This window comes from Jatrophihabitans sp. GAS493, from assembly GCF_900230215.1.
Classification (GTDB): Bacteria; Actinomycetota; Actinomycetes; order Mycobacteriales; family Jatrophihabitantaceae; genus MT45.
The window spans coordinates 1,485,280-1,511,173 of the sequence record NZ_LT907982.1; the positions used below are offsets into that span (position 1 = coordinate 1,485,280).

The 25,894-nt window shown below is 67.5% G+C and carries 23 protein-coding genes; 17 read left to right on the forward strand and 6 right to left on the reverse strand.

Going from position 1 to position 25,894, the window contains the following annotated elements; all coding sequences use genetic code 11:
• Nucleotides 1-24: 24 nt before the first annotated feature.
• Nucleotides 25-510, reverse strand: a complete 486-nt coding sequence (locus CPH63_RS06780) for a phage holin family protein (protein ID WP_096302161.1) — start codon at nucleotides 508-510, stop codon at nucleotides 25-27.
• 213 nt (nucleotides 511-723) lie between these two features.
• Here CPH63_RS06780 and nhaA point away from each other — a divergent pair, with 213 nt between their 5' ends.
• The gene (nhaA, locus tag CPH63_RS06785) at nucleotides 724-1,920 is read left to right on the forward strand and encodes a Na+/H+ antiporter NhaA (protein WP_206745654.1); all 1,197 of its coding nucleotides are present in this window, start codon (nucleotides 724-726) and stop codon (nucleotides 1,918-1,920) included.
• Here nhaA and acs read toward each other — a convergent pair.
• A complete protein-coding gene (gene acs / locus CPH63_RS06790) occupies nucleotides 1,917-3,881 on the reverse strand; it encodes an acetate--CoA ligase (RefSeq protein WP_096302163.1) in 1,965 nt (654 codons plus the stop codon). The genes nhaA and acs overlap by 4 nt on opposite strands.
• A 55-nt stretch (nucleotides 3,882-3,936) precedes the next feature.
• Here acs and CPH63_RS06795 point away from each other — a divergent pair, with 55 nt between their 5' ends.
• The gene (locus CPH63_RS06795; protein ID WP_157749342.1) at nucleotides 3,937-4,680 is read left to right on the forward strand and encodes an oxidoreductase; all 744 of its coding nucleotides are present in this window, start codon (nucleotides 3,937-3,939) and stop codon (nucleotides 4,678-4,680) included.
• A gap of 57 nt (nucleotides 4,681-4,737) precedes the next feature.
• The gene (locus CPH63_RS06800) at nucleotides 4,738-5,169 is read left to right on the forward strand and encodes a DUF2752 domain-containing protein (protein WP_157749343.1); all 432 of its coding nucleotides are present in this window, start codon (nucleotides 4,738-4,740) and stop codon (nucleotides 5,167-5,169) included.
• Between the two features lie 311 nt (nucleotides 5,170-5,480).
• Here CPH63_RS06800 and CPH63_RS06805 read toward each other — a convergent pair whose 3' ends face one another.
• Together CPH63_RS06805 and CPH63_RS06810 are read right to left on the reverse strand one after the other, a co-directional pair.
• On the reverse strand, nucleotides 5,481-6,278 hold the full coding sequence (locus tag CPH63_RS06805; protein WP_241895831.1) for an HAD family phosphatase: 798 nt from the start codon (nucleotides 6,276-6,278) through the stop codon (nucleotides 5,481-5,483).
• A 123-nt stretch (nucleotides 6,279-6,401) separates the two neighbouring features.
• Complete coding sequence (locus CPH63_RS06810; protein WP_157749344.1) at nucleotides 6,402-6,938, reverse strand: DUF1697 domain-containing protein; 537 nt, start codon at nucleotides 6,936-6,938, stop codon at nucleotides 6,402-6,404.
• A 445-nt stretch (nucleotides 6,939-7,383) separates the two neighbouring features.
• Between CPH63_RS06810 and CPH63_RS06815 the strand changes: the two genes are divergently transcribed.
• The 6 genes from CPH63_RS06815 (at nucleotide 7,384) to CPH63_RS06840 (ending at nucleotide 12,162) form a co-directional block, all read left to right on the forward strand.
• Entirely contained in the window at nucleotides 7,384-8,154 is a 771-nt protein-coding gene (locus CPH63_RS06815) for a hypothetical protein (protein ID WP_096302172.1), read from the forward strand.
• Nucleotides 8,147-9,373: a TadA family conjugal transfer-associated ATPase gene (locus CPH63_RS06820; protein ID WP_096302174.1), complete on the forward strand. Its 1,227-nt coding sequence runs from the start codon at nucleotides 8,147-8,149 to the stop codon at nucleotides 9,371-9,373. Before CPH63_RS06815 ends, CPH63_RS06820 begins: the two co-directional genes overlap by 8 nt.
• Nucleotides 9,367-10,236 (forward strand): type II secretion system F family protein, encoded by an 870-nt coding sequence (locus CPH63_RS06825; protein WP_096302176.1) that lies wholly within the window; start codon nucleotides 9,367-9,369, stop codon nucleotides 10,234-10,236. Before CPH63_RS06820 ends, CPH63_RS06825 begins: the two co-directional genes overlap by 7 nt.
• A 224-nt stretch (nucleotides 10,237-10,460) precedes the next feature.
• A complete protein-coding gene (locus tag CPH63_RS22120; protein WP_157749345.1) occupies nucleotides 10,461-11,087 on the forward strand; it encodes a type II secretion system F family protein in 627 nt (208 codons plus the stop codon).
• 50 nt (nucleotides 11,088-11,137) lie between these two features.
• A complete protein-coding gene (locus CPH63_RS06835) occupies nucleotides 11,138-11,656 on the forward strand; it encodes an O-acetyl-ADP-ribose deacetylase (protein ID WP_096304991.1) in 519 nt (172 codons plus the stop codon).
• Nucleotides 11,657-11,673: 17 nt separating this feature from the next.
• Complete coding sequence (locus CPH63_RS06840) at nucleotides 11,674-12,162, forward strand: SRPBCC family protein (protein WP_157749346.1); 489 nt, start codon at nucleotides 11,674-11,676, stop codon at nucleotides 12,160-12,162.
• Here CPH63_RS06840 and CPH63_RS06845 read toward each other — a convergent pair.
• On the reverse strand, nucleotides 12,159-15,986 hold the full coding sequence (locus tag CPH63_RS06845; RefSeq protein WP_172892174.1) for an Ig-like domain-containing protein: 3,828 nt from the start codon (nucleotides 15,984-15,986) through the stop codon (nucleotides 12,159-12,161). The genes CPH63_RS06840 and CPH63_RS06845 overlap by 4 nt on opposite strands.
• 175 nt (nucleotides 15,987-16,161) lie before the next feature.
• On the opposite strand from CPH63_RS06845, the gene CPH63_RS06850 reads away from it, so the two are divergent.
• From CPH63_RS06850 to atzF, 7 genes are all read left to right on the forward strand, one after another.
• The gene (locus CPH63_RS06850; RefSeq protein WP_096302184.1) at nucleotides 16,162-16,896 is read left to right on the forward strand and encodes a DsbA family protein; all 735 of its coding nucleotides are present in this window, start codon (nucleotides 16,162-16,164) and stop codon (nucleotides 16,894-16,896) included.
• Between the two features lie 85 nt (nucleotides 16,897-16,981).
• On the forward strand, nucleotides 16,982-17,650 hold the full coding sequence (locus CPH63_RS06855; protein ID WP_096302186.1) for a GntR family transcriptional regulator: 669 nt from the start codon (nucleotides 16,982-16,984) through the stop codon (nucleotides 17,648-17,650).
• Between the two features lie 214 nt (nucleotides 17,651-17,864).
• On the forward strand, nucleotides 17,865-18,641 hold the full coding sequence (locus CPH63_RS06860; RefSeq protein ID WP_096302188.1) for a cysteine hydrolase family protein: 777 nt from the start codon (nucleotides 17,865-17,867) through the stop codon (nucleotides 18,639-18,641).
• Nucleotides 18,638-19,357 carry a cysteine hydrolase family protein gene (locus tag CPH63_RS06865; RefSeq protein ID WP_096302190.1) on the forward strand — a complete coding sequence of 240 codons (720 nt, stop codon included), beginning with the start codon at nucleotides 18,638-18,640 and terminating at the stop codon, nucleotides 19,355-19,357. The genes CPH63_RS06860 and CPH63_RS06865 overlap by 4 nt, the downstream gene beginning before the upstream one ends.
• Nucleotides 19,358-19,387: 30 nt before the next feature.
• Nucleotides 19,388-20,986 (forward strand): regulator, encoded by a 1,599-nt coding sequence (locus CPH63_RS06870; protein WP_096302192.1) that lies wholly within the window; start codon nucleotides 19,388-19,390, stop codon nucleotides 20,984-20,986.
• Entirely contained in the window at nucleotides 20,983-21,408 is a 426-nt protein-coding gene (locus CPH63_RS06875) for an AtzH-like domain-containing protein (protein WP_096302194.1), read from the forward strand. Before CPH63_RS06870 ends, CPH63_RS06875 begins: the two co-directional genes overlap by 4 nt.
• Nucleotides 21,405-23,144 carry an allophanate hydrolase gene (atzF, locus tag CPH63_RS06880; RefSeq protein ID WP_197704604.1) on the forward strand — a complete coding sequence of 580 codons (1,740 nt, stop codon included), beginning with the start codon at nucleotides 21,405-21,407 and terminating at the stop codon, nucleotides 23,142-23,144. The genes CPH63_RS06875 and atzF overlap by 4 nt, the downstream gene beginning before the upstream one ends.
• A 501-nt stretch (nucleotides 23,145-23,645) precedes the next feature.
• Here the strand turns inward: atzF and CPH63_RS06885 are convergent.
• On the reverse strand, nucleotides 23,646-25,226 hold the full coding sequence (locus tag CPH63_RS06885) for a protease pro-enzyme activation domain-containing protein (RefSeq protein WP_096302196.1): 1,581 nt from the start codon (nucleotides 25,224-25,226) through the stop codon (nucleotides 23,646-23,648).
• 224 nt (nucleotides 25,227-25,450) lie between these two features.
• Here CPH63_RS06885 and CPH63_RS23375 point away from each other — a divergent pair, with 224 nt between their 5' ends.
• Nucleotides 25,451-25,708 (forward strand): DUF4244 domain-containing protein, encoded by a 258-nt coding sequence (locus tag CPH63_RS23375; protein ID WP_096304993.1) that lies wholly within the window; start codon nucleotides 25,451-25,453, stop codon nucleotides 25,706-25,708.
• The last annotated feature ends 186 nt before the right edge of the window (nucleotides 25,709-25,894 follow it).

Below are 25,894 nucleotides of genomic sequence, written 5' to 3' on the forward strand. Positions count from 1 at the left end.
TCGGGGGATTGAGAGGCTTGGAGACTATGAGGCTTGGGTGGGATGGCGTAGGTAGGCGACCGTGTCCTTGGTGGTCTCGATCGTCCGAGTGGGTGCCCGAACCTTCTTGACCATCCGGTAACCGATGAACGCGATCACCACGGCAACGACGAAGATCGCCAGGAAGACGATGAGGTACGCCAGCCAGCGGGGCACCACATTGGTCAGACCCTCCGCCGCGGAGATGAACGCGAAGGTGAGGGCGTAGAGAAAGAGCACACCGGCCAGGATGAAGAAGACGACGCCGACGCCGCCGCTCTTGATGCTGGCCCGCAGCTCCAGCTTGGCCAGCTCCACCTCGCCGCGGATGAGCGTCGAGATGTCCATCGTGGCGCCGTGAACGAGCCGGCCGATCGATGCGTCCGGGTCGAGGGCAGGGGCCTGCGGCGCCGGGACGGGGTTGCCGGCGGCGGTCGGCGCCGCCGTGGCCGTGCTGTGCTTCGGGCTCGGATGACTCGACTCGGTGCTCACGGGCAGCTCCTTCGTAACTCATTGCCTACCGCCACTCTAGGGCAGCGGCGGCTGGTCGCTGAGACGGTGCACCCCGATTGCCGAACCGGCCAAGGGAACGAATCCGTAGACTGCGCTGAAACACGCTTCGGTTGTCGGCGGCCCGGACCCTGCCGCATCTGTGCGTTGGCAACTTGAGAGCGAGGCCGGTCGGTGCCCGACGAAGAGAGCCGCGTGGCTGTCCGCCGACCGATCTCGGCGATCGCCGAGGTGCTGCGGACCGAGACCGTCGGTGGATCGCTGCTGCTGCTGGCCGTGCTGGCGGCGCTCGTCTTCGCGAACACTCCGCTGAGCACCGCCTACGACAAACTCGCTCACTACGAGATCGGTCCGCACGTCGGGCACCTACATCTTTCCCTGGAGGAGTGGGCCGCCGACGGCTTGCTGGCCATCTTCTTCTTCGTCGCCGGACTGGAGCTCAAGCGCGAGTTCGTCGTCGGCGAGCTGCGGGATCCGCGCCGGGCGGCGGTCCCGGTCGTGGCGGCGATCTGCGGAGTGGCGGTGCCCGCGATCATCTACAGCGCCGTGGTCTGGCACGACCCGACGCTGCGCATCGGCTGGGCGATACCGGCGGCCACCGACATCGCGTTCGCGTTGGCCGTGCTGGCCGTGGTCGGCCGGCGGCTGCCGGGCGCGGTGCGCACCTTCCTGCTGACGCTGGCCGTGGTGGATGACCTGATCGCCATCCTCATCATCGCGGTGGTCTACACCGACACCGTCCACTGGTGGCCGCTCCTCGGGGGTGTGCTGGCAGTGGCGGCCTTCGCGCTGGTCATCCGGATTCGATGGGCGCCGAGATGGTTGATGCTCTCCGGGGCTCTGCTGCTGGGTTGCCTGGCCTGGGCCTTCGTGCACGCCAGCGGTATCCACGCCACGGTCGCCGGTGTCGCGTTGGCTCTGGTCGTCCCGGTCCGTGCGCGGCCCGGCGAGGAGGTGTCGGTCGAGGAGTGGCTCGATCACCGCATCCGTCCGATCAGCGCCGGCTTCGCGGTCCCGGTCTTCGCCTTCTTCGCCTCGGGCGTGGCGCTGTCGGGGGCGGCGCAGGCGCTGCACGATCCGGTGGCCTTCGGGGTGCTCTTCGGCTTGGTCGGCGGCAAGGCGATCGGCGTCTTCGCCGGCACCTGGCTGGTCGTCAAATTCACCGGTGCCGTGCTCGACCCGACCATCCGCTGGAGCGACTTGGCGGGCGTGTCGCTGCTGTCGGGCATCGGGTTCACCGTCTCGTTGCTGATCGGTGAACTGGCCTTCGGCAGCGACTCGATACACGACGACGCGAGCAAGCTGGCCGTGCTGGCCGCGTCGGTGATCGCTGCGCTGCTCGGTGCGCTGGTACTGGGGCGATGGGGCAGCGAAGCGGCCGAACCGGGTTAGTCCTCGCTGGCCGCGGCCGGCAGCTTCTCGCTGATCAGGTTCATGACCGTGGAGTCGGCCAGCGTGGTCACGTCACCGATCTGGCGATTCTCGGCCACGTCCCGCAGCAGGCGTCGCATGATCTTCCCGCTGCGGGTCTTGGGAAGCTCGGGGACGATCAGAATCTGTCGGGGCTTGGCGATGGCGCCGATCTCGCTGGCCACATGCGCCCGTAGCTCGGCGACCAGCGTCTGCCCGTCGGTCGCGTCGCCGCGCAGGATGACGAACGCGACGATGCCCTGACCGGTGGTCGGATCAGTGGCGCCGACCACGGCCGCCTCGGCCACGGCCGGGTGTGAGACCAGTGCCGACTCCACCTCGGTCGTGGAGATGTTGTGCCCGGAGACCAGCATGACGTCATCGACTCGTCCCAGCAGCCAGAGGTCGCCGTCGTCGTCCTTCTTGGCGCCGTCACCGGCGAAGTAGTAACCCTGCTCGCTGAAGCGGGACCAGTACGTCTGCTGATAACGCTCCGGGTCGCCCCAGATCCCGCGCAGCATGGAGGGCCACGGCTCGGTCAGCACCAGGAAGCCGCCGCCGCCGTTGCCGACCGGCGTGCCTTCGTTGTCGACCACGTCGACGCTGATGCCGGGGAGCCCGCGGGTCGCCGAACCGGGCTTGGCCGCCGTCACCCCCGGCAGCGGGCTGATCATCATGGCGCCGGTCTCGGTCTGCCACCAGGTGTCGACGACCGGAGTCTTCTCGGCGCCGATGGCCCGGCGGTACCAGATCCAAGCCTCGGGGTTGATCGGCTCACCGACCGAGCCCAGCAGCCGCAGCGAGGAGAGGTCGTACTTGGCCGGGATCTCGTCGCCCCACTTCATGAAGGTCCGGATCGCGGTCGGCGCCGTATAAAGGAGTGTCACGCGATAGCGCTGGACGATCTCCCAGAAGCGGCCGCGGTCGGGGGTGTCCGGCGTCCCCTCGTAGAGGACGATGCTGGCGCGGTTGGCCAGCGGGCCGTAGACGATGTAGCTGTGCCCGGTGACCCAGCCGATATCGGCCGTGCACCAGTAGACGTCGCTGTCGGGCTTCAGATCGAAGACGGCATGGTGGGTATACGCCGTCTGAGTCAGGTATCCGCCGGTGGTGTGCAGGATTCCCTTTGGTTTCCCGGTCGTTCCTGACGTGTAGAGAATGAAGAGCGGGTGTTCGGCCGGCAGCGCAGGGGCCTCGTGGGTGTCCTGCTGCCGCTGGAGTACCTCGTCCCACCAGACGTCGCGCTCCGGCGTCCAGGCGACTTCGTTGCCGCCGCGCTTGACCACCAGCACGTGTTTGACGTTGGTCTCTCCCTTGGCCAGCGCCTCGTCCACGGCGGGCTTGAGGGCTGAGACCGCGCCGCGCCGGTAGCCGCCGTCGGCGGTGATCACCAGGGTGGCGTCGGCGTCGGTGATGCGATCGAAGAGGGCCTGCGCCGAGAAGCCACCGAAGATGACCGAGTGCGGGGCGCCGATGCGGGCGCAGGCAAGCATCGCGATGACCGCTTCGGTGATCATCGGCAGGTAGATGGCGACCCGATCGCCGGTCTTCACCCCGAGTTCGGTGAGCGCATTGGCCGCCCGTGAGACCTGACTCAGCAGTTCGGCGTAGGTCAACTCCAGGCGGTCACCGGGCTCGCCCTCGAAGTAGATCGCCACCTGATCGCCGTAGCCGTCGGCCACATGCCGGTCTACGCAGTTCACCGCCGCGTTGAGGGTCCCGTCGGCGAACCACTTCGCGAACGGCGGCTGCCAGTCCAGCGTCTGCGTCCAGCGCTTGCTCCACAGCAGCCGGTCGGCCTGGGTCTGCCAGAAACCGAGTCGATCGGCCGCGGCCGCCTCGTAGGCTTCGGCGGTCACGTTCGCCTGCGCCGCGAACTGCGGGTCCGGCGGAAACCGCCGCTCTTCTCGGGCCAGGTTGGAGAGGGCTTCGGTTCCAGACATGTGTCGAACCTAACTGGTCAAGTCGGGCGACTTCAATCGCCTACCCTGGTTCATCGTGACTGACCCGCTCGCACCACTGATGGACCTGCCCGGCGTCGCGGCCGGTGTCGACTCCGCCCGCAACGCGGTGGACACCCTCCTCAACAACCGGGTGCTGCGGCGCAAATCCACGGAGGTCTCGACTGAGTCTTCGCTGCGCGGGGCCTGGGCCTCGGCCTGGCTGTCGGGTGCAAAGCTCTCGCTGGACGATGTGCGCGCCGGGACATCGCCGGTGGTCAGCGATCCGACCCTGCAGGGCGCGCTGCGGGCGCAGGCCGCGATCGGCACCCTCACCGACACCTGGACCCGGGCGCCGCGGCAGGTGCTGGCCCGGCTGCACGTGCTGGCCGCCGCCGACCTGGTCGAGGATCGCGAGACGCTCGGTCGCCCGCGCGAGCTCGCCTCCACCCGGCTGGACATCCTGGCCGACGTGCTGGCCGCCACCTCCGCTCCGGCCGTGGTGGTCGGCGCGATCGTGCACGCCGAGGTGCTCTCACTGGACGCCTTCGCCCCCGCCTCGGGCGTGGTAGCCCGGGTGGCGAACCGGCTCACCCTCATCGAGCGGGGCCTCGACCCCAATTCCCTGGTGGTGATCGAGGCCGGGCACCGGGAACTGGAGCAGGAGTACATCGAGGCCCTGGCTGCCTACCGGACGTCGACGCCGGCCGGTGTCGGCGTCTGGATTCGGCACTGCTGTGAAGCGGTCGTCACCGGAGCCCGCGAGACGACCGCCATCTGCGAGGCCATCGCCCGGGGCTGAGCGATACTGGACCAGCCACCGGCTGCCACAACTTTCGCCGCGGAGAGGGGGTCGTACGTGAGCGCCGTCCAACCGAATGCCGCTGCGCTGCGCCGTACGCGGCGTTCGTATCTGGCGATGGGTGGCTGCCTGCTACTGGCCACCGGTTACCTCACCGTCGCCAATCCCCATGATCGGCACGCGCTCATGGTGCCCTGCCCGACGAAGCTCGTCACCGGGTTGGACTGCCCGCTCTGCGGTGGCCTGCGGCTGGCCCACGACACCATGCACCTGCAGTTCAACTCGATGCTGCACGACAATCTCTTCCTGATCATGCTGGCCCCATTGCTCGTGTTTTACGGGGCAAAGTCGGTACGGGCCAACTGTCGAGGTGAGCCGCCGGTCGCCATTCCGAAGCCGGTCTGGATGACGGTGGTGGCGCTGTCGTTTGTCTGGATGCTGATTCGCAACCTGCCGGCGTGGCCGTTGAAGCCGACGACCTTCGGCTGAGGCGCACGCATGAAACGGCGCCGCGACCGTGGATCGCGACGCCGTTGAGACGAAGAAGCTGGGTTACCAGGCGTGCATCTTTTATGTCTGACGCGGGCTTGCGGCGGTGCTGGTCCGCGTCGACTCACCTTGCGTGGTGCGATCGCCGCGTGGGTGCCCTGGTCCTTCGTCCCGGTGAGTTTCGCTGGGGGCGGTACCGCCATGGACGAACCTCATCGGTAGTTGCTATTGGACTACCAGTAGTCGGTGCGGGCAATAGCCACTCGGCGTGTCGCAGCGGCTAAATTCGCTAGCCAGGGCCGCGAAATCGGCTAGCTGCGCCCACTGCGCCGCTTGGCCAGATACCAGACCAGTCCGGTGGCGGCGACGGCGCCGACGGCAACGGTGGCGGTTGCGGTGCTGTTGGCCGGGCGCAGACCCGAGAGACGAGCCCGTAGCGGCACGGCGTTGGAGAAGACCAGGACTGGCCAGCCGCGCTCGGTGGCGATTCTGCGCAGTGCCCGGTCCGGATTCACCGCGAACGGGTGCCCGACCTCCTCCAACATCGGAGTGTCGGTGACCGAATCGGAGTAGGCGTAACACTCGGAGAGGTCATAGCCTCGCTGCTCGGCCAGGGCCCGCATGGCGTCGGCCTTGCCGGGGCCGTAGATATAGGTCTCGATCTCCCCCGTGTACTTGCCGTCCTGCTCGACCATGCGGGTCGCGAGGACGTCGTCTGCTCCGACCATGGCACCGATCGGGGCCACCACCTCAAAGCCTGACGAGCTGACGATCACCACGTCCCGTCCGGCGGCCTTGTGCTCGCCGATGAGCGTCACCGCCTCGTCGTAGACGATGGGGTCGATGATCTCGTGCAGCGTCTCACCGACGATCTCGCGGATCTGAGCCACGTCCCAGCCGGCACACATGGCCTGCAGGTAGTCGCGCATCCGGTCCATCTGGTCCTCATCGGCCCCGGAGAGGGCGAAGACGAACTGGGCGTAGGCGCCCCGCACCACAGCCCGGCGATTGATGAGCCCACCCTGGTAAAAGGGCTTGCCGAAGGCGAGGGCGCTCGACTTGGCGATGATCGTCTTGTCGAGGTCGAAGAACGCCGCTGCTCGTGCCACGGGATTCACGATACTGATGGAGGCTGGCGGTGTCCTGTGGACGCGCGACGATTGGTCAGCTACGCCTACCTTTTGCGCGGCCGACCGGTGGCCACGCTGGTTAGCTGCACACGGCTTGCCGCCTTAGCCGAGCATCGCCTCGAGTTTACGGACCGTGTTCGCGTTGCGCGCGGTGACCGGCGTGCCGACGATCTTCTCCCAGCCGCTCTTGGAGAGCCGGGATTTCAGCACCCCGTCGGTCATCCATAGGTAGACGTGCTTTCCGCGCACGGCGATCCGGTCCGGAGGGAGGTCGAGGGCGTTGAGCTGCTTGACCGCCGCCGCGGTCGGGGCGTCCTGAAGAAATCCGATGAGGTGCCTGGATCCGTCCACCGCGATGTCGGTGAGGGGGTCGGCGGCGATCGCCTGACGCAGTTCGGCCGCCGTTCGGATGACGACGGTGGAGCTCACTCCGGCCTGCTCCTTAAGTGCCTTCTCCAGCTTGCCGGCGCAGCCCTTGGCCTGGCCGGCGGTCGCCTCGAAGACTGCGTTTCCGCTCTGCAGGAGGGTTCGCGGATTCTGGTAGCCCAGGTCGGTGATCAGCTCGCGGAGTTGGGCCATGGAGATCCGGTTGGCCCGCCCGACATTGACGCCTCGCAGTAGTGCAATCAACTCGGTCACCCTCCTCACGATGCCAGACGAGATCCGACGCCGGAATCGCGACTATTTCGGTGGCCCGCCGGTGTCTGTACGACGCTGGAGAGGCCGCAGTTGCTGAGCGAGAGGGTGATGGGGTGACGGCTGACCTGATCTTGAGCGCCCGATCCAGCGATGGGGATGCCTTCCGAGCACTGACCGGTAGCCAAAACTGCTGGTCCACCGATCAGTTCGGAGTCGCCGAGGTGTCTACCCTTCGATTGGCGCAGACCGGACTGGTTCGGCCAGTTCGCCGAGTACAGACCTGCACGCCTGGACGAAGCTGGGGACCGAAGAGGCAATGAATGCCGAGGCACTGCTGGGACGACCTTCGGCGCCACCAGCGACAGTCTCATCCACAGGCCGGACGGTTGTCCACAGACGGAAGCGAATCGCCCTGTGGCACGAATCTGCCGTGTTTGCTTAGCCCATGCAGCTCATCACCGAGTCCCAGAGCCAAACCGCCGGCCCGACGATCGCCCCGGTTGTCGGAGTGGTCGGCGGTCGAGGCGGGGTCGGGGCGAGTCTGTTTACGGCGGTGCTGTCGGCCGTCGGGGCACGGCGTGGGCACTCGGGACGGAGTGTCCTCGTCGATCTGGAGGCGGTTGCAGGTGGCATTGATGTCCTGCTGGGCGTGGAGGGAGTACCCGGTCCCCGTTGGTCGGGTCTGCGCTTGGCGGGCGGCTACCTGCAACCGTCCCTGCTCGCCGGCGGCCTGCCCCGGTGGGGTCCGGTCTCCGTGCTCGCCGCCGACCTGCTGCCAAGTGCCGAGAATGTCGAGCAATTGTTGCCGGCTGCGGCCGAGATCGGGCCGGTCGCCATCGAACTCGGCCGCTGGTCTTCATCTCCGCGCTCGGCCGCACTCGCGGCATGTGACCTCGTCTGTCTGGTGACGCGCTGCGATGTCGCGTCGGTGACCGCGGCCCGCACCGTCGCCCTTGCCCTGGCCGACGATGGACTGGCCGCGCCGCTGGGCATCGTCGTGCGTCGGATGCGCACCGCCCCGGCCGCGGCCGAAGTCGCGGCGTTGATCGGGGCACCGCTGATCGGCTCGCTACCGGCCGCCGACGGGGGCGATCTGTCCCTTCCCTTCGACTCCGACCACCTTCCGCGCAGCATGGATCGCATCGCGACCGGAATCTGGGACGGCCTCCTGGCGGTGGCCGCTCCCGCCGTCGCTGAAGTGACACGTCATGGCTGAGGTCGAGCTGCTGCAGCGGGTCCGGGAACGCCTGGCGGCCGAGCCAGACGCCACCCAAGGGGGTGAGATAGCCGCATTTCTGCTCGACGACGCCTCCATGATCGCCGATGAGCGGGTGCTCGCTGATCTGTCGCAATCGGTCGCGGCCGAGCTCGCCGGCGCGGGTCCACTGGAGAGCCTGCTCGCCGTTGCTGGGACCACCGACGTGCTGGTCAACTCCCCCGATGAGATCTGGCTCGACCGGGGTGCCGGGTTGGAGCGGGCGGCGGCAGAGTTCCGGAGTGAGTCCGAGGTGCGCCGGCTCGCGCAGCGACTGGCCGCCGGTGCGGGGCGCCGCCTTGACGATGCCCAGCCCTTCGTGGATGCGGCGCTGGCCGACGGCACTCGACTGCATGCCGTGATCCCGCCGATCAGCCCGCACACGATCATCTCCTTGCGGGTACTCGGGCGGCGCAGCTTCGGACTTCATGAGTTGGTCGACGACGCTCTGGGCGACCTGCTCCGCGCAGTTGTGACCGCTCGGCTGGCCTTCGTGGTGGCGGGCGGGACGGGATCTGGAAAGACAACCCTCCTAGGGACCATGTTGGCTAACTCCGATCCCGCGCACCGCCTGCTCGTGATCGAGGATGCCCGCGAGTTGGTGATCGACCATCCACACGTGGTGCGGTTGCTCTGCCGTACGGCGAACGTCGAGGGAGGTGGCGCGGTCGAGCTGCGCGATCTGGTCCGGCAATCGCTACGGATGCGCCCGGATCGCATCGTCGTGGGCGAGTTCAGAGGCGCGGAGACGGCTGAACTGATGCTGGCGCTCAACACCGGCCATGAGGGGGGAGCCGCGACGCTGCACGCGAACTCGGCCGAGGACGTACCGGCCCGACTGATCGCGTTGGGCTCACTGGCCGGATTGTCGGCTGAGGCTGTCACGCGGCAATTGGCTGCCGCCTTCTCCGTGGTAGTTCAGTTGCAGCGAGTCGGCCGGGAGCGGCGCGTACAGAGTGTGTCGGTGCTGGAGCGGGCCGGCGCCGAGTCGGTGGTGACTCCGGTCTGGTCGTCTCCGATCGGGTCCGCTTCGATCGGGTCCGCTTCGGTCGGATTCGGTCCTGGCTCTGGAGGTCCTGGCTCTGGAGATCCTGGTCAGATCGATCCGCACGGTGCGGACACGCTGGCCCGGCGCCTCCTCGCTCGTGGCGTCGCGGTACCGGAGCTACTGCGGTGCTGAGCGCTCCGGTCGCCGCGTTGGGGCTCGCCGCGACCGGCTGCCTCTGTTGGCCGACCTCGTCGCCGGCGCTTGCTCGCCTGCGGAAATTGACGCTGAGTGGCCGATTGGCGCGCGATGAACCCGGGCTGGGCCGACGGTATGCCCTCGAATCGCTGATGATCCAGCCACGACCTCGAGCTTGGCGGCCGGCAATCCTCAGCGCAAGCCTGGTCGTTCTCGTCGTCGTAGTCGCACTGGGGGGCGGACTTCTCGGCCTGCCCGCCGCGGCCGCCACAGCAGCGTTGATGAGTTGCCTGCGCAAGCGCCGACAGGCAGCTCAGGTGGCGCGTGACCGCTCCGCGCTGCTGGCCGCGGTGGCGACACTTCGAGGGGAGCTACTCGCGGGCAGCCGCCCGGCCGATGCACTTGAGGCTGTGCGGCCGGCGCTCGGGCGCTCGGCGACACTCAGTGCCGCCTTCGCCGCGGCCGAGGCTTCGGCCCGCGAGGGCGAGGAGGTGGCCGAGGTCTTGTTGGCCCATGACACGACTGCCCTGCTGAGGCCCGTCGCCGCGGCTTGGCGTCTCGCCGAGGCGACCGGAGCGCCTATCGCGACGGTGCTCGGACGGGTGCAGGCGGATCTGCGGGATGCCGGGGACATCGAGCGGGCGGTCCAGGTCGCGGTGGCCGGTCCCCGCGCCTCGGCGATGATGCTGGCCACGCTCCCGGTACTCGGCCTGGTACTCGGCTCCGCCGTTGGGGCCAGACCGATCAGCGTGCTCACCGGCTCGGTTCCCGGCCAGCTTCTCGGCTGCGCCGGGGTTCTCCTAGAGCTGGCCGGAGTCGCCTGGACCGGACGCATCACGGCGGCGGCAAGCCGGTGCTGATCGCTGCGGCGGCCTGGTCTGTGCCGACGGCCTGGTCCGTACCTGAGGGCTGGTCTGTACCGGCGGGCTGGTCGGTGCGGGCGGGCTGGTCTGTGCCGGCGATCTGGTCCGCGGCGGCCCTGCTGCTCTGGTCCAGCCGCCGCCCCACCGCCCGCCCCCAAGGAGCAGTGTCGAGCGACCTCCGCACGCAAGGCCGGACCACGGGGCCGCCCGTTGGACGGAGGTTGACTCCGCCCATTGTGGTCGGGGCCGCCTCGGCAGTGGCCGCCTTCTTGGTCGTCGGTGGCGCGTCTGGAGTCGTGGCGGCGTCGATCGTCGGCGCGATCGTGGTTCTCACGCTTGATCGGCTGGATCGCCAGCACCGCCTGAACATCAGCAAAAATAGGAGGAATCCGGCGTTGGTCGCCGACCGGTCGACACCGCTCACGGTCGACCTGCTGGCCGCGGTGCTGAGAAGTGGGCAGCCGCTTTCGGTCGCACTCGGGCTGGTCGCCGATGTCGGCGAGCCACCGCTGGCAGTGTCGTTGGAGCAGGTTGGGCGGCTGCTTCAACTCGGAGCCGATCCGGCCACCGCCTGGGCGCGAGTGAGTGATGATCCGACTCTCGCCGAGATCGCCCGCTCTGCTATCCGTAGCGCCGAGAGCGGGATACGGCTGGCCGACGACTTCGAACAGCTCGCGACCGAGTTACGTAGCCGGCGCAGAAGTGTCGCCGCCGCCCGTGCTGCGCGGGCGGAGGTCTGGTCGATCGCGCCGCTAGGACTCTGCTTCCTCCCGGCCTTCGTCTGTCTCGGCATCGCGCCCATCGTCGTCGGTGTTGCCCATGACGTCTTCGGCCAGATCGGGCGGTGATCACTGATGTGGTCGGCCAGACCCGGACGAATTGCGGCAAGATTGCCGCTATGGAGATCGAGCTCGTCGCGGGTGATATCACTGATCAGCACGTCGACGCCGTGGTCAATGCGGCGAACTCCGGGCTCCTCGGCGGCGGCGGAGTGGACGGTGCCATTCACGCGCGCGGGGGTGGTGAGATTCTGGCCGCCTGCCGGGAGCTGCGGGCGACGACGTACCCCAAGGGGTTACCGACCGGGCAGGCTGTCGCCACCATCGGTGGAGAGCTCCCCGCCCGATGGGTCATTCACGCCGTCGGGCCGGTCTACTCGGCTCGACAGGATCGCTCGTCATTGCTGGTCGCGGCGTACCGCAACTCACTGCGGGTCGCCGACGAACTCGCTGCCCGGCAGGTGGCCTTCCCAGCGATCTCCGCCGGCGCTTATGGTTGGCCCCTCGATGACGCCGCGCGCATCGCGCTCGCCACCGTTGGCGGTGCCGAGACATCAGTCGAGCTCGTTCGCTTTGTGCTGTTCAGTCCGGCAACGATGCACGCATTCAGGTTGGCGAGTCGAAGGCCAACCGGTTGACCGATCCGGGGGAATCGATGGTCAGCACAGTCAGCTATACAGTCACCCGCACCTCGCGGGTCGGCGTCCAGCAACTCTTCGACGAGGTGGTACAGGAGGATGTGCTGCCCAAGGTGCTGCACCGCTACCTGCTCATCCCCGCCGTCTCCCACACCGAGGGAAACACGGGGCCCTGGGATGTGCCCGGCTCGGTGAGAACAATACGTTTCACCGACGGGACCAGCGCCCGTGAGGAGGTGCTGGAGTGGGAGTCGGGGCGTCGTTTCGGCTACCGGGTGGACCACTTCTCCAACGCCCTCGGCCCGCTGGCCACCCACGCGATAGGGGAGTGGGACTTCCAGCCGGCACCGGACGGCTCGGGGTTCCACTGGACGTACACGTTCTACCCACGTAACCGTGCTGCGGTCCCGGCGGTTCGACTACTGGTGCGGCTGATCTGGCGGGGTTATATGGCCAAATGCGCCGATCGCTGCGTCGAACTCGCAGAGCGGGCGAGCGCCGACTAGCGGCGCCGCCGTCTGAGCACGGTCGCGCTTCCCAGGGCCAGCAGCCCAGCCACCCCGAATGCCAGAGCCCACTCCAGTAGCGCATCGATCGGCGCCGTTGGCCCAGTGGTGGCGAGCGTGTCGTCGCCTCCGGTGCCGGGTGATCCGTCGTCCGGTCCGATGGCTATCGGGTCGACGCCGAAACTTGGCGTCGGGGCCGGCCCGATCGGTGTCGGTGCGGGTGGGGTCGGCGGAACGGGTGTCGGGGGGGCTGCGGTGATGTCAATCGAGACGACGGCAAGCGAACAGAGCTGATCGGCACCGAGACTGCAACGCTGATAGGTGAAACTATCCGTCCCGATGAACCCGCCAGTCGGGGTGTAGGTGATTCTGCCGTCCGACTCCAACGTCAAGTCTCCGTTGGTCGGCGGTCGGAAGATCGTCGCCGATTCGGCGTCGCCGACGTCGTTGGCATTGACGTCGATGGTCACCGGCACCCCGTCGACCGTGGAGGCCGAATCGTCGCGGGTGTCGGGCAGCACGCGGATGGACAAGGTCGCGATGCCGCAGACGGTCGGGCTCACCGGCGAGCAGCGCTGGTAGCCCACCGTGTCGTGCCCGGTGAATGCGCCGGTGGGTGTGTAGTCGATGGAGCTGCCGATCACGGCGCTTCCGTTCGCCGGCGGGGTGATGATCACCGGCGGTCCGAGCGTGCCGATGTCGTTCGCCTCAACGGTGGCAACGACCTTCTGCCCGGCCAGCGTGGTCACAGCGTCGTTGATCAGAATCGGATCGACAACCAGAGCGACCAGTGAGGAATCACAGTAGGTCCCGCTGGCCGCATCGCAAGCTGAGTAGGTGAAGCTGTCCAGTCCGACGAATCCCGGATCCGGCGTATAGAGAATCCCACCCGGAGTTGCTGACGCCGTGCCATGCCCGGGCTGGGTGGCGACAGACGGTGCACCCACGTCTCCGACAATGCTCGGCACGACGGTGACGACGCTGTTGACGTTCAGGGCCGTACTAGCCGCCGACGCGATCGGAAAGATGTCGATGGAGACCGTTGCCGTTGCGCAGAGCGGTGTCGTCGCGTCGTCGCAGACCTTCACTTGAAAGGAGTCCCGCCCGACGAACGTGTCGGTTTCGGTGTACGTGTAAGCCCCGGCGGCCGACACGGTCACCGTCCCATGGGCCGGCGTCGAGGCGGCCGAGTAGGTCAGTGACTGACCGGCGTCGGCGTCGGCCCCGACGAGTTGTCCGCCGACCGGGACGCTGACCGTCGTGCGCTGGGTCTGCCCTCCGAGCACCGGGGCGTGATTGGGCAGCGCGTCAACCTGCACGGTTACTCGGGCGGTGTCGCAGAGGTCGGTATCGGGGACGCTGCAGATCTCGTAGGTGAAAGTGTCGCTGCCCGTGTAGCCATTCGCAGGCCGGTAGGTGATCGTGTGGTCAGCCTCGACGGTCGTCGTTCCGTGGCTAGCCGAGCTTGCTATCGACGGCGCCCCGACCGTGCCGGCATCGTTCGCACCGACTTCGATCGACACCGGGGTATCGACCTTCGTGGTGGAGGCGTCGTCGGCCGCACTCGGACTGACATTGACCCGCACCGTGCCGATGGCGCACTTCGAGGGGCTCCCGTCGTCACAGAAGCTGACCGTGAACTGATCGCGACCGGAGAACTGACCGGACGGTGTGTAGGCGACTGTTCCATCGCTCTGGACGACCGCGGAGCCGGCGGCCGGTCCAGCGGCCAGTGTTGCCGTCAGGGTCTGGCTGGCGTCGGGATCGGTGGCAGTTATCCGGCCGCTGACCGTCCGCCCGGTCTGCGTGGCCAGCGCGATGTCCTCAGCCGACGGCTGCCGATTGGGCAGCGCAACCACGTTTATCGTCACCTGCGCACTAACGCACACGTCCGCGCTCTGCACACTGCAGACCGAGTAGCGGAACAGGTCGGTGCCGACGAACGCCGGGTCCGGAACGTATCGCACGGTGCCGTCGGCCAGCACGGTGATGGCGCCGTTCGTTGTGGGAAGCACGATCGTCGCTGCCCCAGTCGTTCCGATGTCGTTGGCCGACACGTTCATCACCAGGGTGGTTCCCTGGTCGATCGTCTGGGTGCTGTCGCTGGCGACCGGCAGCACGAGGACCGTCACCGTCGCCGCCGTGCATAGCTGCGGTGACCCGTTGTCGCAGGCCCGGACGCCGAAGCTGTCCCGTCCGGTGAAGTCCTGCTGCGGTACGTAACGGTAGGAGCCGTCAGAACTGACCTGGACTGTGCCGAAGCCAGGCGGCGTGGTGGCTTCGATCTGGACCACCTGCCCCGGATCCGGATCACTGAAGGCGAGCAGTCGGTACAGCGGCACGTTGGCAACCGTCGAGTCCGAAGTGTTGCCGATCACCGGCGGCCGGTTGGGCGGAGGCGCCGGGACAATCACCGTGGTTACCGAGGCGGCCGGGCTGCTTCCGTCATTGTTGCTGCTGATCGGATCGTTGCTGGTGGTGGTGCCCGACGCGTGGTCGGTGAGTTGTCCGGTGGCGGGCGCCGTGCCACTGATGGTGAAGGTCCGGGTGCTGCCGTTGGCCATCGATCCGATGCTCCAGGTGGCTACCCCGCTGGCGATGACGCCGCCGTCGGAGGCCACCGGGTTGACCAGGTTGGGTGGAAGCAGGTCCTGCACGATCACGCCGAGCGCAGTGCCCGGGCCGGCGTTGGTCGCTACGACGCTATAGCTGACCGTAGCGCCAGCACTGGTCGTGCTCTGCCCGGTCTTGCTGACCTGCAGATCTGCGCTGGGCGTCGCCCCGGCACAGTCGACCGGCTGGGCATTGATGAGCTGGTCGGAGACGGTTCCGCTGACCGCGTTGGCCACGGTGCCGTTCTGGGTGTCGAAGATGCGCCCGGCGGTCGGGGTGAGGTCCTGTACGACGATAGGCGCGCTCGGCGAGTCGCCGACGAAGGTTCCCTGCGTCTTTGTGGTGCCGGAGAACCGGTATCTCCCGTAGCCGGTGACGCTCTGGTCGTTGCCGAAGTCGCGACCGACCGTTACGCCAGGCGGGTCCTGGCGTAGTCGACCGTTGTTCTGCAGCTGTCCGGTCAGGTCAGAGATCACGCCGGAGTTGTTCAGCGCCCCGCCATTGGTGAGATCCGAGCCCACCGTGAGACGGCATGAGTTCGTCAGCGTGCTGCCGCCGTTCACCGTCAACCGGCCGGTCACCGTTATGTTTCCGGTATTGGCGACCACCCCGTTCACCGTGGAGTCACCGTTGACGGTAATCACGCCGGTGTTGGCGAGCACCGTCCCTCCGTTGAGGTTGACGCCCCCGGCGACGGTCACCGTGCCGTCGTTGAACAGCTGCGCACCGCCGGAGATCGAGATGCTGGTACCGACGGTGAGCGTCCCCCGGTTCTCCAGCGTGGACGGCCCGTTCGTATTCACGCCCTGGGGAAATGACGCCGTGCCCTCGTTCTCCAGTATGAAGCTGCCCTGGACGGCCGCCGAGGGGAAGGTCGCAGTCCCCAGGTTGTAGACGGCGCCGCCGGCGTTGTTCAGATAGCTGGGGGCCAGGGTCGCGTTGGCCGAAACGCAGAGGACGGCGCCGCTGGGGAAGTCATTGGATCCGCCCGTGTAGGTGCCACCGGTGAGCAGTACGACCTCGCCGACGGCTACCTGGAGCGACTGCGACCCCCCGCCTGAGATCGTTCTCGTGGGGGCTGCGCAGGCGGTGGCGTAGCTAGGCACCGGTGGCGCGGCATCGGCCGAGCTCGGGGGCAGCAGAACGGAAGCGGCGATCAGCGTGAAGGCCGCACCACCACCGAGAAGCCTGCGCGATGCAACCTGCGACAACCTGTCCTCCACGTCTGAGTGCCAGCACTTACGACGCTGCGCCCCGGCCCTCGTGCGAGCCTCATTCGGCCAGAGTGAACCCGCCCGGAATGCCCGGCGCCCCTCGCGGCGTTGAAGCCCAGGTAATCCGGACGAGAGTCCGAACAACGACGTCGAAAGCGGAGAGACTCCATCCATGAAGGTTGAGATCTGGTCGGACATCGCCTGCCCCTGGTGCTACGTCGGGAAGCGCCGTTTCGAGGAGGCGTTGACCAGTTTTGCGGCGACCGGGGAGCCGGTCGAGATCGACTGGAAGAGCTTCGAGCTTGACCCGGGCACAGTGTCGAGCCCGGTTGGCGAGCCGGCTGACTACGCCGGGCGGCTCGGAAAGAAGTTCGGCACCTCGCGCGACCAGGCGGCGAAGATGCTCGATTCCATGACGGCCACCGCGGCCGAGGTCGGCCTGGACTTCCATTTCGAGAAGGCCGTCCCGGCCAACACCTTCGACGCCCACCAGCTCGTGCATCTCGGGCGGGCCCACGGCCTCCAGCAGGAGGTCAAGGATCGGCTGCTGCAGGCCCATTTCAGTGACGGTGAAGCGGTCGGCGACCGCGAGACGCTGGTCCGGCTGGGCGTCGAGGCTGGTCTGGATGCCGACGAGATCCGCGCCGCCCTGGAAGATCAGCGTTATGCAGCCGCGGTGCGCGCCGATGAGGCCGAGGCGGCCGAACTCGGGGTGAGCGGAGTTCCGTTCTTCGTCATCGACCGTCGCTACGGCATCTCCGGGGCCCAGCCGGCGGCGGTCTTCCTCCAGGCCCTGAACCGCGCCCAGGCCGACAGCCGTGCCCTCACCATGGTCTCCGCGTCCGCCGCCGGTGGGTCGCCCGACGCTGCCGACGAGAGCTGCGGCCCGGACGGCTGCGCCGTCTGAGCGCGAGCTGAGATATCAGCCCGTCGACTGGCCGCGTCGGCGTCCCTTGACTCGCCTGACGGGTCGTCTGAGGCATGCTTGAGCGATGGCCTCCCCAACCGACGTGCAGCCAGAAGGTGAGCTCGCATCGCTGAGTCTCGTCGATCTGGCCCTTTCCCGGTTGCGCGCGGAGATCCTCAGCGGCGCACTCGAGCCGGGGGAGCGTCTCGTCGAAGAGCAGCTGACTCGCCGCTTCGGCATCAGCCGGGCACCGGTGCGCGAAGCCCTTCGGCTGCTGGCCGAGCAGGGACTGGTCGACCACCTTCCGCGCCGCGGCGTGCGGGTCACCACCCTCTCCGAGCGCGACTTCGACGAACTCTTCGCCGTCCGGGACGCGCTCGAGCAGTTCGCCATCGGTGAGCTCATCAGCAACTCAAAAGGGCAGCCGGACGTGACGATGCTGGCCGCCGAGTTGCAGCAGATGTCGGCCGCCGCCGAGACCGGAGACCGGCTCGCCGCCAGCCAGGCCCACCGGGCCTTTCACCTGGCCCTGGTCGGGCTGGCCGGCAGTCGGCAACTCACGCTCACCTACGAACCGGTGATTCTGAAACTGCAGCTGTATATGGCGGCGAACCTGCGCCGGGAGGCCGACGAGCGCTCACCGTCGGACGGCGCCCTGCGTCACCGCAGGCTTCTTGAGGTGATCGCCGCCGGGGACCCCGAGCTGGCCCGCCTCGAACTCGCGCACCACGGCTCGCGCTCCTTCTTCCACTGAGTCCGCCACTGAGCCCGCCACTCAGCCCTCCGCTGAGTCCAGCCGCTCAGTTCGCGGCTCAGCATCCCGGCCGTTCTGCATCATTTGTCAGGGTTTGTCATGTCTGTGAGCGCTCTGCCATCTGCCGTTAACAAGCAATCGAGAGTGTCGAAACATTTCTGTCGACAATCGACAGGAAGCGAAGATAGGTTTTTCGACCGCTCGGGAGCTAGAGATGACAGCCGCACCCTCCACTGTTTCGACCGCAACATCGACCGGAGCCGGCTCGGCCGGGGGCACCGCCGAATGGCGCGTGGGTCCGGTGAACGCCAAACCGTACGCCTGGCCCTACGACGGCTCGGTGAGCACTGAGCATCTCGCCGTCATCAACATCGACTGGCAGGTCGACTTCTGCGGAGCCGGCGGCTACGTCGACCGCATGGGCTACGACATCAGCCTGACCCGGGCCGGCCTGCCGGCCACCGCGAACCTGCTCAAGACCGCCCGAGAGACCGGTATGACGGTCATCCACACCCGCGAGGGGCACGAGCCGGACCTCGGCGACCTGCCGCCGAACAAAAGATGGCGTTCGGCCCAGATCGGCGCCGAGATCGGTGCCGACGGGCCCTGCGGTCGAATCCTGGTGCGCGGCGAACCCGGCTGGGAGATCGTCCCCGAGGTTGCCCCGATCCCGGGTGAGGTGATCATCGACAAGCCCGGAAAGGGCGCGTTCTACGCGACGAACCTGGACCTGGTGCTGCGGACGAAGCGCATAACGCACATCATTCTCACCGGCATCACGACTGACGTGTGTGTGCACACCACGATGCGCGAGGCCAACGATCGCGGCTACGAGTGCGTGATCCTCTCCGACTGCACTGGCGCCACCGATCCGGCCAACCATGCCGCGGCCCTGCACATGGTCACCATGCAGGGCGGCGTCTTCGGCTGTGTCTCGACCTCGACCGACATCATCGCAGCGACCCAACTCACGACTGGAAGTGCATCATGAGCAGTGAAACATTGGCGGTTGAGGCCGAACCGGGAGCCTTCACCTTCGACCCGGCGACCACGGCACTGGTCATCATCGACATGCAGCGCGACTTCGTCGAGCCGGGGGGGTTCGGCGAGACGCTGGGTAATGACGTCTCCGTGCTGCAGGCGGTCATCCCGCCACTGCAGCAGGTGCTGGCGCGTTCTCGTGAGATCGGCATGACGGTGATCCACACCCGTGAGGGGCACGTGCCGGACCTCTCCGACTGCCCGCCGGCCAAACTCTCGCGGGGAAAACCGTCCATGCGTATCGGTGATCCCGGGCCGAAGGGGCGGATTCTCATCCGCGGTGAGTACGGCCACGACATCGTCGACGAGCTCAAGCCGTTGCCGGAGGAGCTCATCATCGACAAGCCGGGGAAGGGGTCGTTCTACGCCACCGGGCTGCAGGACTTCCTTGTTTCTGAGGGAATCACCAGCCTGATCGTCACCGGCGTCACGACTGAGGTCTGTGTTCACACGACGGTCCGGGAGGCCAATGACCGGGGCTACGAGTGCCTCGTCCTCTCCGACTGTGTCGGGTCCTACTTCGCCGACTTCCAGCAGGCCGGCCTCGCGATGTTCAGCGCCCAAGGCGGGATCTTCGGTTGGGTGGCGCCGTCAGCCAGCCTCCTCGACGTGCTCGCAACCGTACAAGAAGCGGCGCCGTCGTTGCCCGCCGCCGTCAACTCCTAACCACCGCCAGCACACCATGAGGAGCCTGTCATGACCACCACCGCGAGCAAGCCGGACACAGTCCAACCTGAACCTCTCAAACTTCCCTGGTGGTCCTCCGGGGAGACCAACGCCTTCTTCGGCCTGGGATTCAACATCCTGGTCAACGTCCTGGTGCTGAGCGGTCTCTGCATCGGCGTCATCAACATCTCCTCCAGCAAGGTGTACGGCACGATCCTGCCGGCGCTGGGCATCGAGCTGCTGGTCGGCAACGTGTACTACACCTACCTCGCGCGTCGGCTGGCCCGTAAGGAGAATCGCGACACCGTCACCGCGATGCCCTACGGCCCGAGCGTGCCGCACATGTTCATCGTCACGTTCCTGATCATGCTGCCGGTCTTCCTGAAGACGAAGGACCCGCTGAAGGCGTGGGAGACCGGCCTGGCCTGGGCCTTCATCATCGGCGTCATCGTCATCATGGGCGCCTTCGTCGGGCCGTACGTACGTAAGTACACCCCGCGTGCGGCGATGCTCGGAACGCTGGCCGGTATCTCGCTGACTTTCATCTCCATGCGACCGGCCGCCCAGATGTGGAACACCGCCTGGGTTGCACTGCCGGTGCTGATCATCATCCTGGTCGGATTCTTCAGCAATATTAAGCTTCCCTTCGGCATTCCGGTCGGCTTGGCCGCACTGCTGGTGGGAACCGCGATCGGCTGGGCCGGCGGGATCATGTCGGTTCCGGACGTCACCGCCGCGGCCAAAGACATCGCCGTCGGCCTCCCCACCTTCCAGTTCCATATGCTCGGTCAGGGGCTGAGCAGTATCGGTCCACTGCTGGCTACCGCCATTCCCCTCGGCATCTACAACTTCACCGAGGGCATGACCAACGTCGAGAGTGCTGCCGCGGCCGGTGACAAGTACAACCTGCGCAGCGTCCTGCTCGCCGACGGAATCGGGGCCATCGTCGGCTCGGCGCTCGGCTCGCCGTTCCCGCCGGCCGTCTACATCGGTCACCCGGGTTGGAAGAGCGCCGGCGGCCGCACGATGTACTCCCTCGCCAGTGGTATCGCGGTGGCGCTGCTGTGCTTCCTCGGTCTCTTCGGCCTGATCGGTGCGCTGCTACCGGTGCCGGCGATCGTGCCGATCCTGCTGTACATCGGGTTGCTCATCGGGGCCCAGGCGTTCAAGGCATCACCGCAGGCCCACTACGTCGCGGTGGTCATCGCCATCATCCCGAACATCGCCTCGTGGGCGCAGGGCCTCATCGACAATGCCTTGGGCGCGGCCGGAACGTCGGCGGCGAAGGTCGGTGAGACCGCCCTTGAACAGAACAGCGTCATCTACCACGGCTTGCTGATCCTGGGCAGCGGCGCGGTGCTCTGCGGCATGGTGCTGGGGGCGATCGTGGCCTTCATCATCGACCGCAACTTCATAGCCGCCACGATCTACTGCCTTGTCGCGGCCGGACTATCCTGTGTCGGCATCATCAATGCGGAGACGGTCAAGTGGAACGCCAGTCCCGGGGTGACGCTCGGTTACATCTTCGCCGCCGTCGTCTGCATCGCCTTCGCGCTGACCAAGCCGACCCGCCGGGAGAAGGAAGCCGACGAGCTGCTCATGGACGCCGAGGAGGGTATTGCCGGATGAGTCTGGACAGCGGCGAACTAGGTGCCCCGACGAGTGAGGTCGTCGCGTCGACCGTACTGGAGGCCTTCGCCTCCTACGAGAAGGCGTTGAGCGACCACGACGTCGAGACGATGAACGAGTTCTTCTCCGACAGCACCGAGATCGTCCGCTTCGGCATCGCCGACGAGGAGTGGGGGGTGGAGCAGCTGCGGGCCTGGCGCGCGGCTGCTCCACCCGTCCCGGCCGGGCGCACGCTGGCCAGCACGCAGGTCCAGCTGGTCACCGACCGGTCGGCGGTGGTGACGACGCTCTTCCGCTACCCCGGACGGTCGCTGCTGGGGCGCCAGACTCAGGTCTGGGCCTGCCTCGGCGGGCCGGTCACGGACGCCTCCAGCTGGAGGATCGTCAATGCCCACGTCTCCGAGCGAGAGGAGCAGCGGTGACCCTGCTGCGTCCGGCCAGCCCGCTCTCACCGGCCGAGGCGCTGGCCGCGGCGCGCCGACTCGAGGAGCCGGCCTTCATCAGTCTGGCCTCGGATGAACAGCTGGCCGACTTCGAGGCGGCGGCGGCCCTGGCATCGGCCGACTCGCCACTGGCCGGAATACTCTTTGCGGTAAAGGACAATATCGATGTGGCGGGCTTCGCGACCACCGCGGCCTGCCCGGCATTGAGCACCCCGGCCGGGGCCTCGGCCTTCGTTGTCGACCGGCTGATCGGCGCCGGTGCCGTGCCGATCGGCAAGACCAACATGGATCAGTTCGCCACGGGGCTGGTGGGGACGCGCACCCCCTACGGGGCGTGTCACAGTGTTGACTCGGTAGAGCACATCAGCGGCGGCAGCAGTTCGGGTAGTGCGATTGCCGTCGCCGTCGGACTGGTGCCGCTGGCTCTGGGCACCGACACAGCCGGCAGTGGGCGCGTGCCGGCCGCCTTCAACGGGTTGGTCGGCATGAAACCGAGCCGGGGGTTGGTGAGTGCGACCGGATTGCTGCCGGCCTCACCGTCGCTGGACTGCATCTCGACCTTCACCCGGAGCGTGGCCGATGCTCGGGCCGCCTTCGACGTCATCGTCGCCCCGGACCCGCTGGACCCGCGCTCCAGGCCGATGCCGCCGGTGGCGCCCCTGGGAATTGCCAAGAAAATGCAGGTGGTGGGCGTTCCGAGCGGCGCCCTGGACCTCGACGACGAGTATCGCGACGCCTGGGGTCTTGCCGTGCAGGACGTTTCGCGGCAGGTTGACGTGGTTCCGATCGACGTCTCCGCATTCCTCGAGACGGCACGGCTGCTCTACAACGGGCCGTTCGTAGCCGAGCGTCTCAGCGCCTTCGGCCACCACCTCGAGCCGGACGGCGATCACCTGGACCCGGTGGTCCGCCGGATCGTGCTGGCCGCCCGCAGCCTCACTGCCACCGAGGTGTTCGACGGTCTGGAGCGCCTCGCTGAACTCTCCCGAGTGGCGCTAGCCGCCTTCGTCGGCGTCGACGCGGTGATGCTGCCGGTGACGCCGTTCCATCCGACGCTGGCCCAGGTGGCCGCCGACCCGATCGGGGTCAACTCACGCCTGGGCACCTATACGAACATGGTGAACCTCCTCGACCTCTGCGCGATCGCCCTCCCGGGCGGGCGACTGCCAAGCGGACTGCCCTTCGGCTACCAGTTGCTGGCCCCGACGTTCGCCGACCGTCCGCTGCTGGACCTGGCCGCCCGACTCAACGGCGAGGTCGTGGCGCCCAGCGGCGGTCACGGCACCGGAAGTCAGGATGGCGTCGCCGGTGGTGGCCCGCCAGCTCACTCGGCTCTGCTGGCGGTGAGCGGGGCCCATCTGAGCGGGCAGCCGCTGAACAGCGTGCTCATCCAGCTCGGTGGCCGGCTGCACTCGCGCACCCGGACCGCGCCGGGGTATCGGATGTACCGGGTGCCGGGACGGTTGCCGCGACCTGGGCTCGTCCTCACCGGCGATGGCCCGGCCGATGGGATTGAGCTGGAACTGTGGGAGATGCCCTATCAGGGGCTCGGGATGCTGCTGCCGTCGGTCGATCCGCCGCTCTCACTGGGAACCGTGCTGCTGCGGGACGGGAGCAGCGTGGTCGGCTTCGTGGCGAACCCGGCCAATCTGACCGCCGAGGATGACATCTCGCACAACGGAGGCTGGCGTTCCTATCTTGATGGAGACGCCTGACCGGCCGACGAGGAGCCTGCCGGTTCGGTGGCCAGGGGGATCCTGCGGTGTGAAGGGTTTGAGCCTGAAGGGATCGGTGGCCCAGAAGATCCTGCAGTTTGCGGGGCATAGCCCCCAGTTCGCAGGATCTTCGGGCGAGGTGGCGACGCTTGGTGCTTGGTGCTCGGTGTGCCGGGCCGTCGCAGAGAACTTGATCTGCGGATAGCCGTGGAAATGTCAGAGGCCGCAGTGCCTACTTCGCGTCCAGTCGAAGCAGGCACCACGGCCTTGAACTGACAAGCGCGCTGGGCCCCGGACGCGAAGCGAGTAGGTGATCGAATCCCCTGATCCCGACCAATTTCTCGCGTCTAGTCACCTGCGCTGTACAGACTCGCCACTCCCGAACGGCGGTTGATCGTCCCTCCCGAACGACAAGGAATATATTTCCTTGGAAACTATTGTCCGTCAAACCGAAACGGCATCCGGGATAAATATAGGCATTTGTCCAGCTTTACGGCAGGCCTAGGACCCCTCCAGTGACGCGAGCAGGGCCGTGCCATCGGGCACCCCGAGCCCTGTGCAGGCATCCCAACCGGCCGCGGCTGACCAGTCGCCGTTGTCTCCATCGGTGATGTCGCGGAAGCCGGGCGGCACCGTCTGGCTGCCGGAGCCGGCATAGAGCGCCTGGTTCAGCAGCCCGAAGCGGCGGCCGCTGGCCTGGGCCATCCGGGCCACCAGCCCGGCCCAGAGCGGCGCCACTGCGCTCGTACCGCCGATGACCATGTCATTGCCGTCGACACGTACCTGGTACCCGGTGCGCGGGTCAGCCACTGCGGCGACATCCGGCACTCCTCGGCCAGGGCGTCCCGACAGCAGCGGAACTCCGGCCGACTGCTGCCAGTCGGGCAGTGCGAACGTGTCGCTCACCCCGCCGCCGGTTGCCCCGCCCGAGCGGCCGTTGTTCCAGACCACCTCTGAACTGACCGCCGACGTCGCCACATCGGCGTGAAGCGTCGTGCCGCCGCAGCCCAGCACATGTGGGCTCGAGGCCGGAAAATCAACATGGGGTTCGCCATCGGTCACGCCGGCGGCGTCGCTGCTGCCGTTGTCACCCGCTGCGGCCGTCACCGTCACGCCCAATGCCGCCGCATCGGCGAAGGCATCGTCCATCGCGGTGCGGGCTTGCTGGGTCCAGGCATCTTCACTCTGTCCCCAACTGATACTCATCGCGACCGGGGTGGGACTGGCATGGGCCGCCTGGCTCACGGCGTCGATGAAACCCGCGTCAGTATTGGGTGCAAAATAAACCAGAATCTCCGCTGCCGGTGCCACCGCGCCCACGACTTCGATATCAAGTAGCACCTCCCCGTCGGCGCCGGTCGGGTCCTGCCCGGCCTCGTTGGTCGCGCCGTCAACGCTCACCGCAGTGACCTTCGGTGTCGCGAGGCCAAGCGAGGCGAAGTACACGTCGAGATCCTCCTCTCCGAATCCGCCGCCCAGTTCGATGATCGCGACGGACTGGCCGGATCCGTCGGTCGCTTCCGGAAATCTGTAGATCGCGGCGAGCTCGACCGGTGTGTAGCTGGTGGTGACCTGGGCCGCCGGCACGAATCGGAGGAGCGCCCTGGTCTGGGGACGATCGTCGAGACCGAGGACTGCAGTCACCACGCCGTCCAATGCGGCCGGAACGCTGAGCTCGCCGGTGCGATGCCGGTGAGTGGCCGTAGCGGCCGGCTCAGCGCCGGTGGTCGCCTGCTCCAACGTGGTTCCGAATACCCGGTCGAGCAGGGATGTGGTGCCTGCGATACGGACTCGACGGGATGCGGCGTGGGTCTGCAGGATCTGCACGCCGAGCGCGGACAGGGTGGAGGTGACCAGAGCCAGATCCGACTCGGATGCGCCATATTGCTCAGCGAACTCCTCCGGGGTGAGGTGTTGGTCGTAGTTGTCAGGCAGCGGGTTACTCCGACGAAGCACGAGCGTGACCTCGATCCGCGCGTCCGGATCGAGCGGCTCGACTGCGGTGATGTCTGCGGCCGGGCGGCGCGTGCTGCCTGGTAGGGGACGTAAATCTAGGGGTTCGGTAGCCGGTGATTCGTTCATGTCCTCAGGTGTACCCCGCAGTGCTGACACTTTCACCAGCTCGCCGCTGGTCCACAGGGTCGGCGGCTATCCACAGGTGACCGCCGCCGGCCCCGCACCCCCGCCGGTTCGAGTTGGCTGAAGGCATGGAGCGGGCGCCGTCGCCGTGGGTGGCTTTGGGCGGCGCCTGCTCCACCGATGACAGCCAATAGATATAGGGGGATCCGATGCGAATGTGGTCGAAGATGCTGAGCCGCTGGCGCGCTGCTGTTCGGTGCGTTGCCGCCCGACGCGTTGCTGGTGAGCGGGCTGACGCATCGCGCGATGAGGGCTGGCCCGCGGTGGGATGGGCGAGTGGCGACGCCGGGATGACGACTGCGGAGTATGCCGTAGGCACGGTGGCGGCGGTGGCGTTCGCGGTCGTGCTTTACAAGGTGGTGACCAGTAGCGCGGTCGGCGATGCCCTGCGAGGTCTGGTCATCTCCGCGCTGCAGTCACTGTAGATGTGGCCCGACAAATGTGGGCCGACGATCACGCCCGGGACATGCAACAACCCAGCGCCTCGGGGGGTGGCGCTGGGTCGCTGCTGTCTCGGGGGCGGCGCAGCGAAGAAGCCTCTCAAACTGCAGGCTCCCTCGAGTCATTCCCGACTCCGCTGGCTGATGTGCGCCGCCGGGGGACTTCGCACT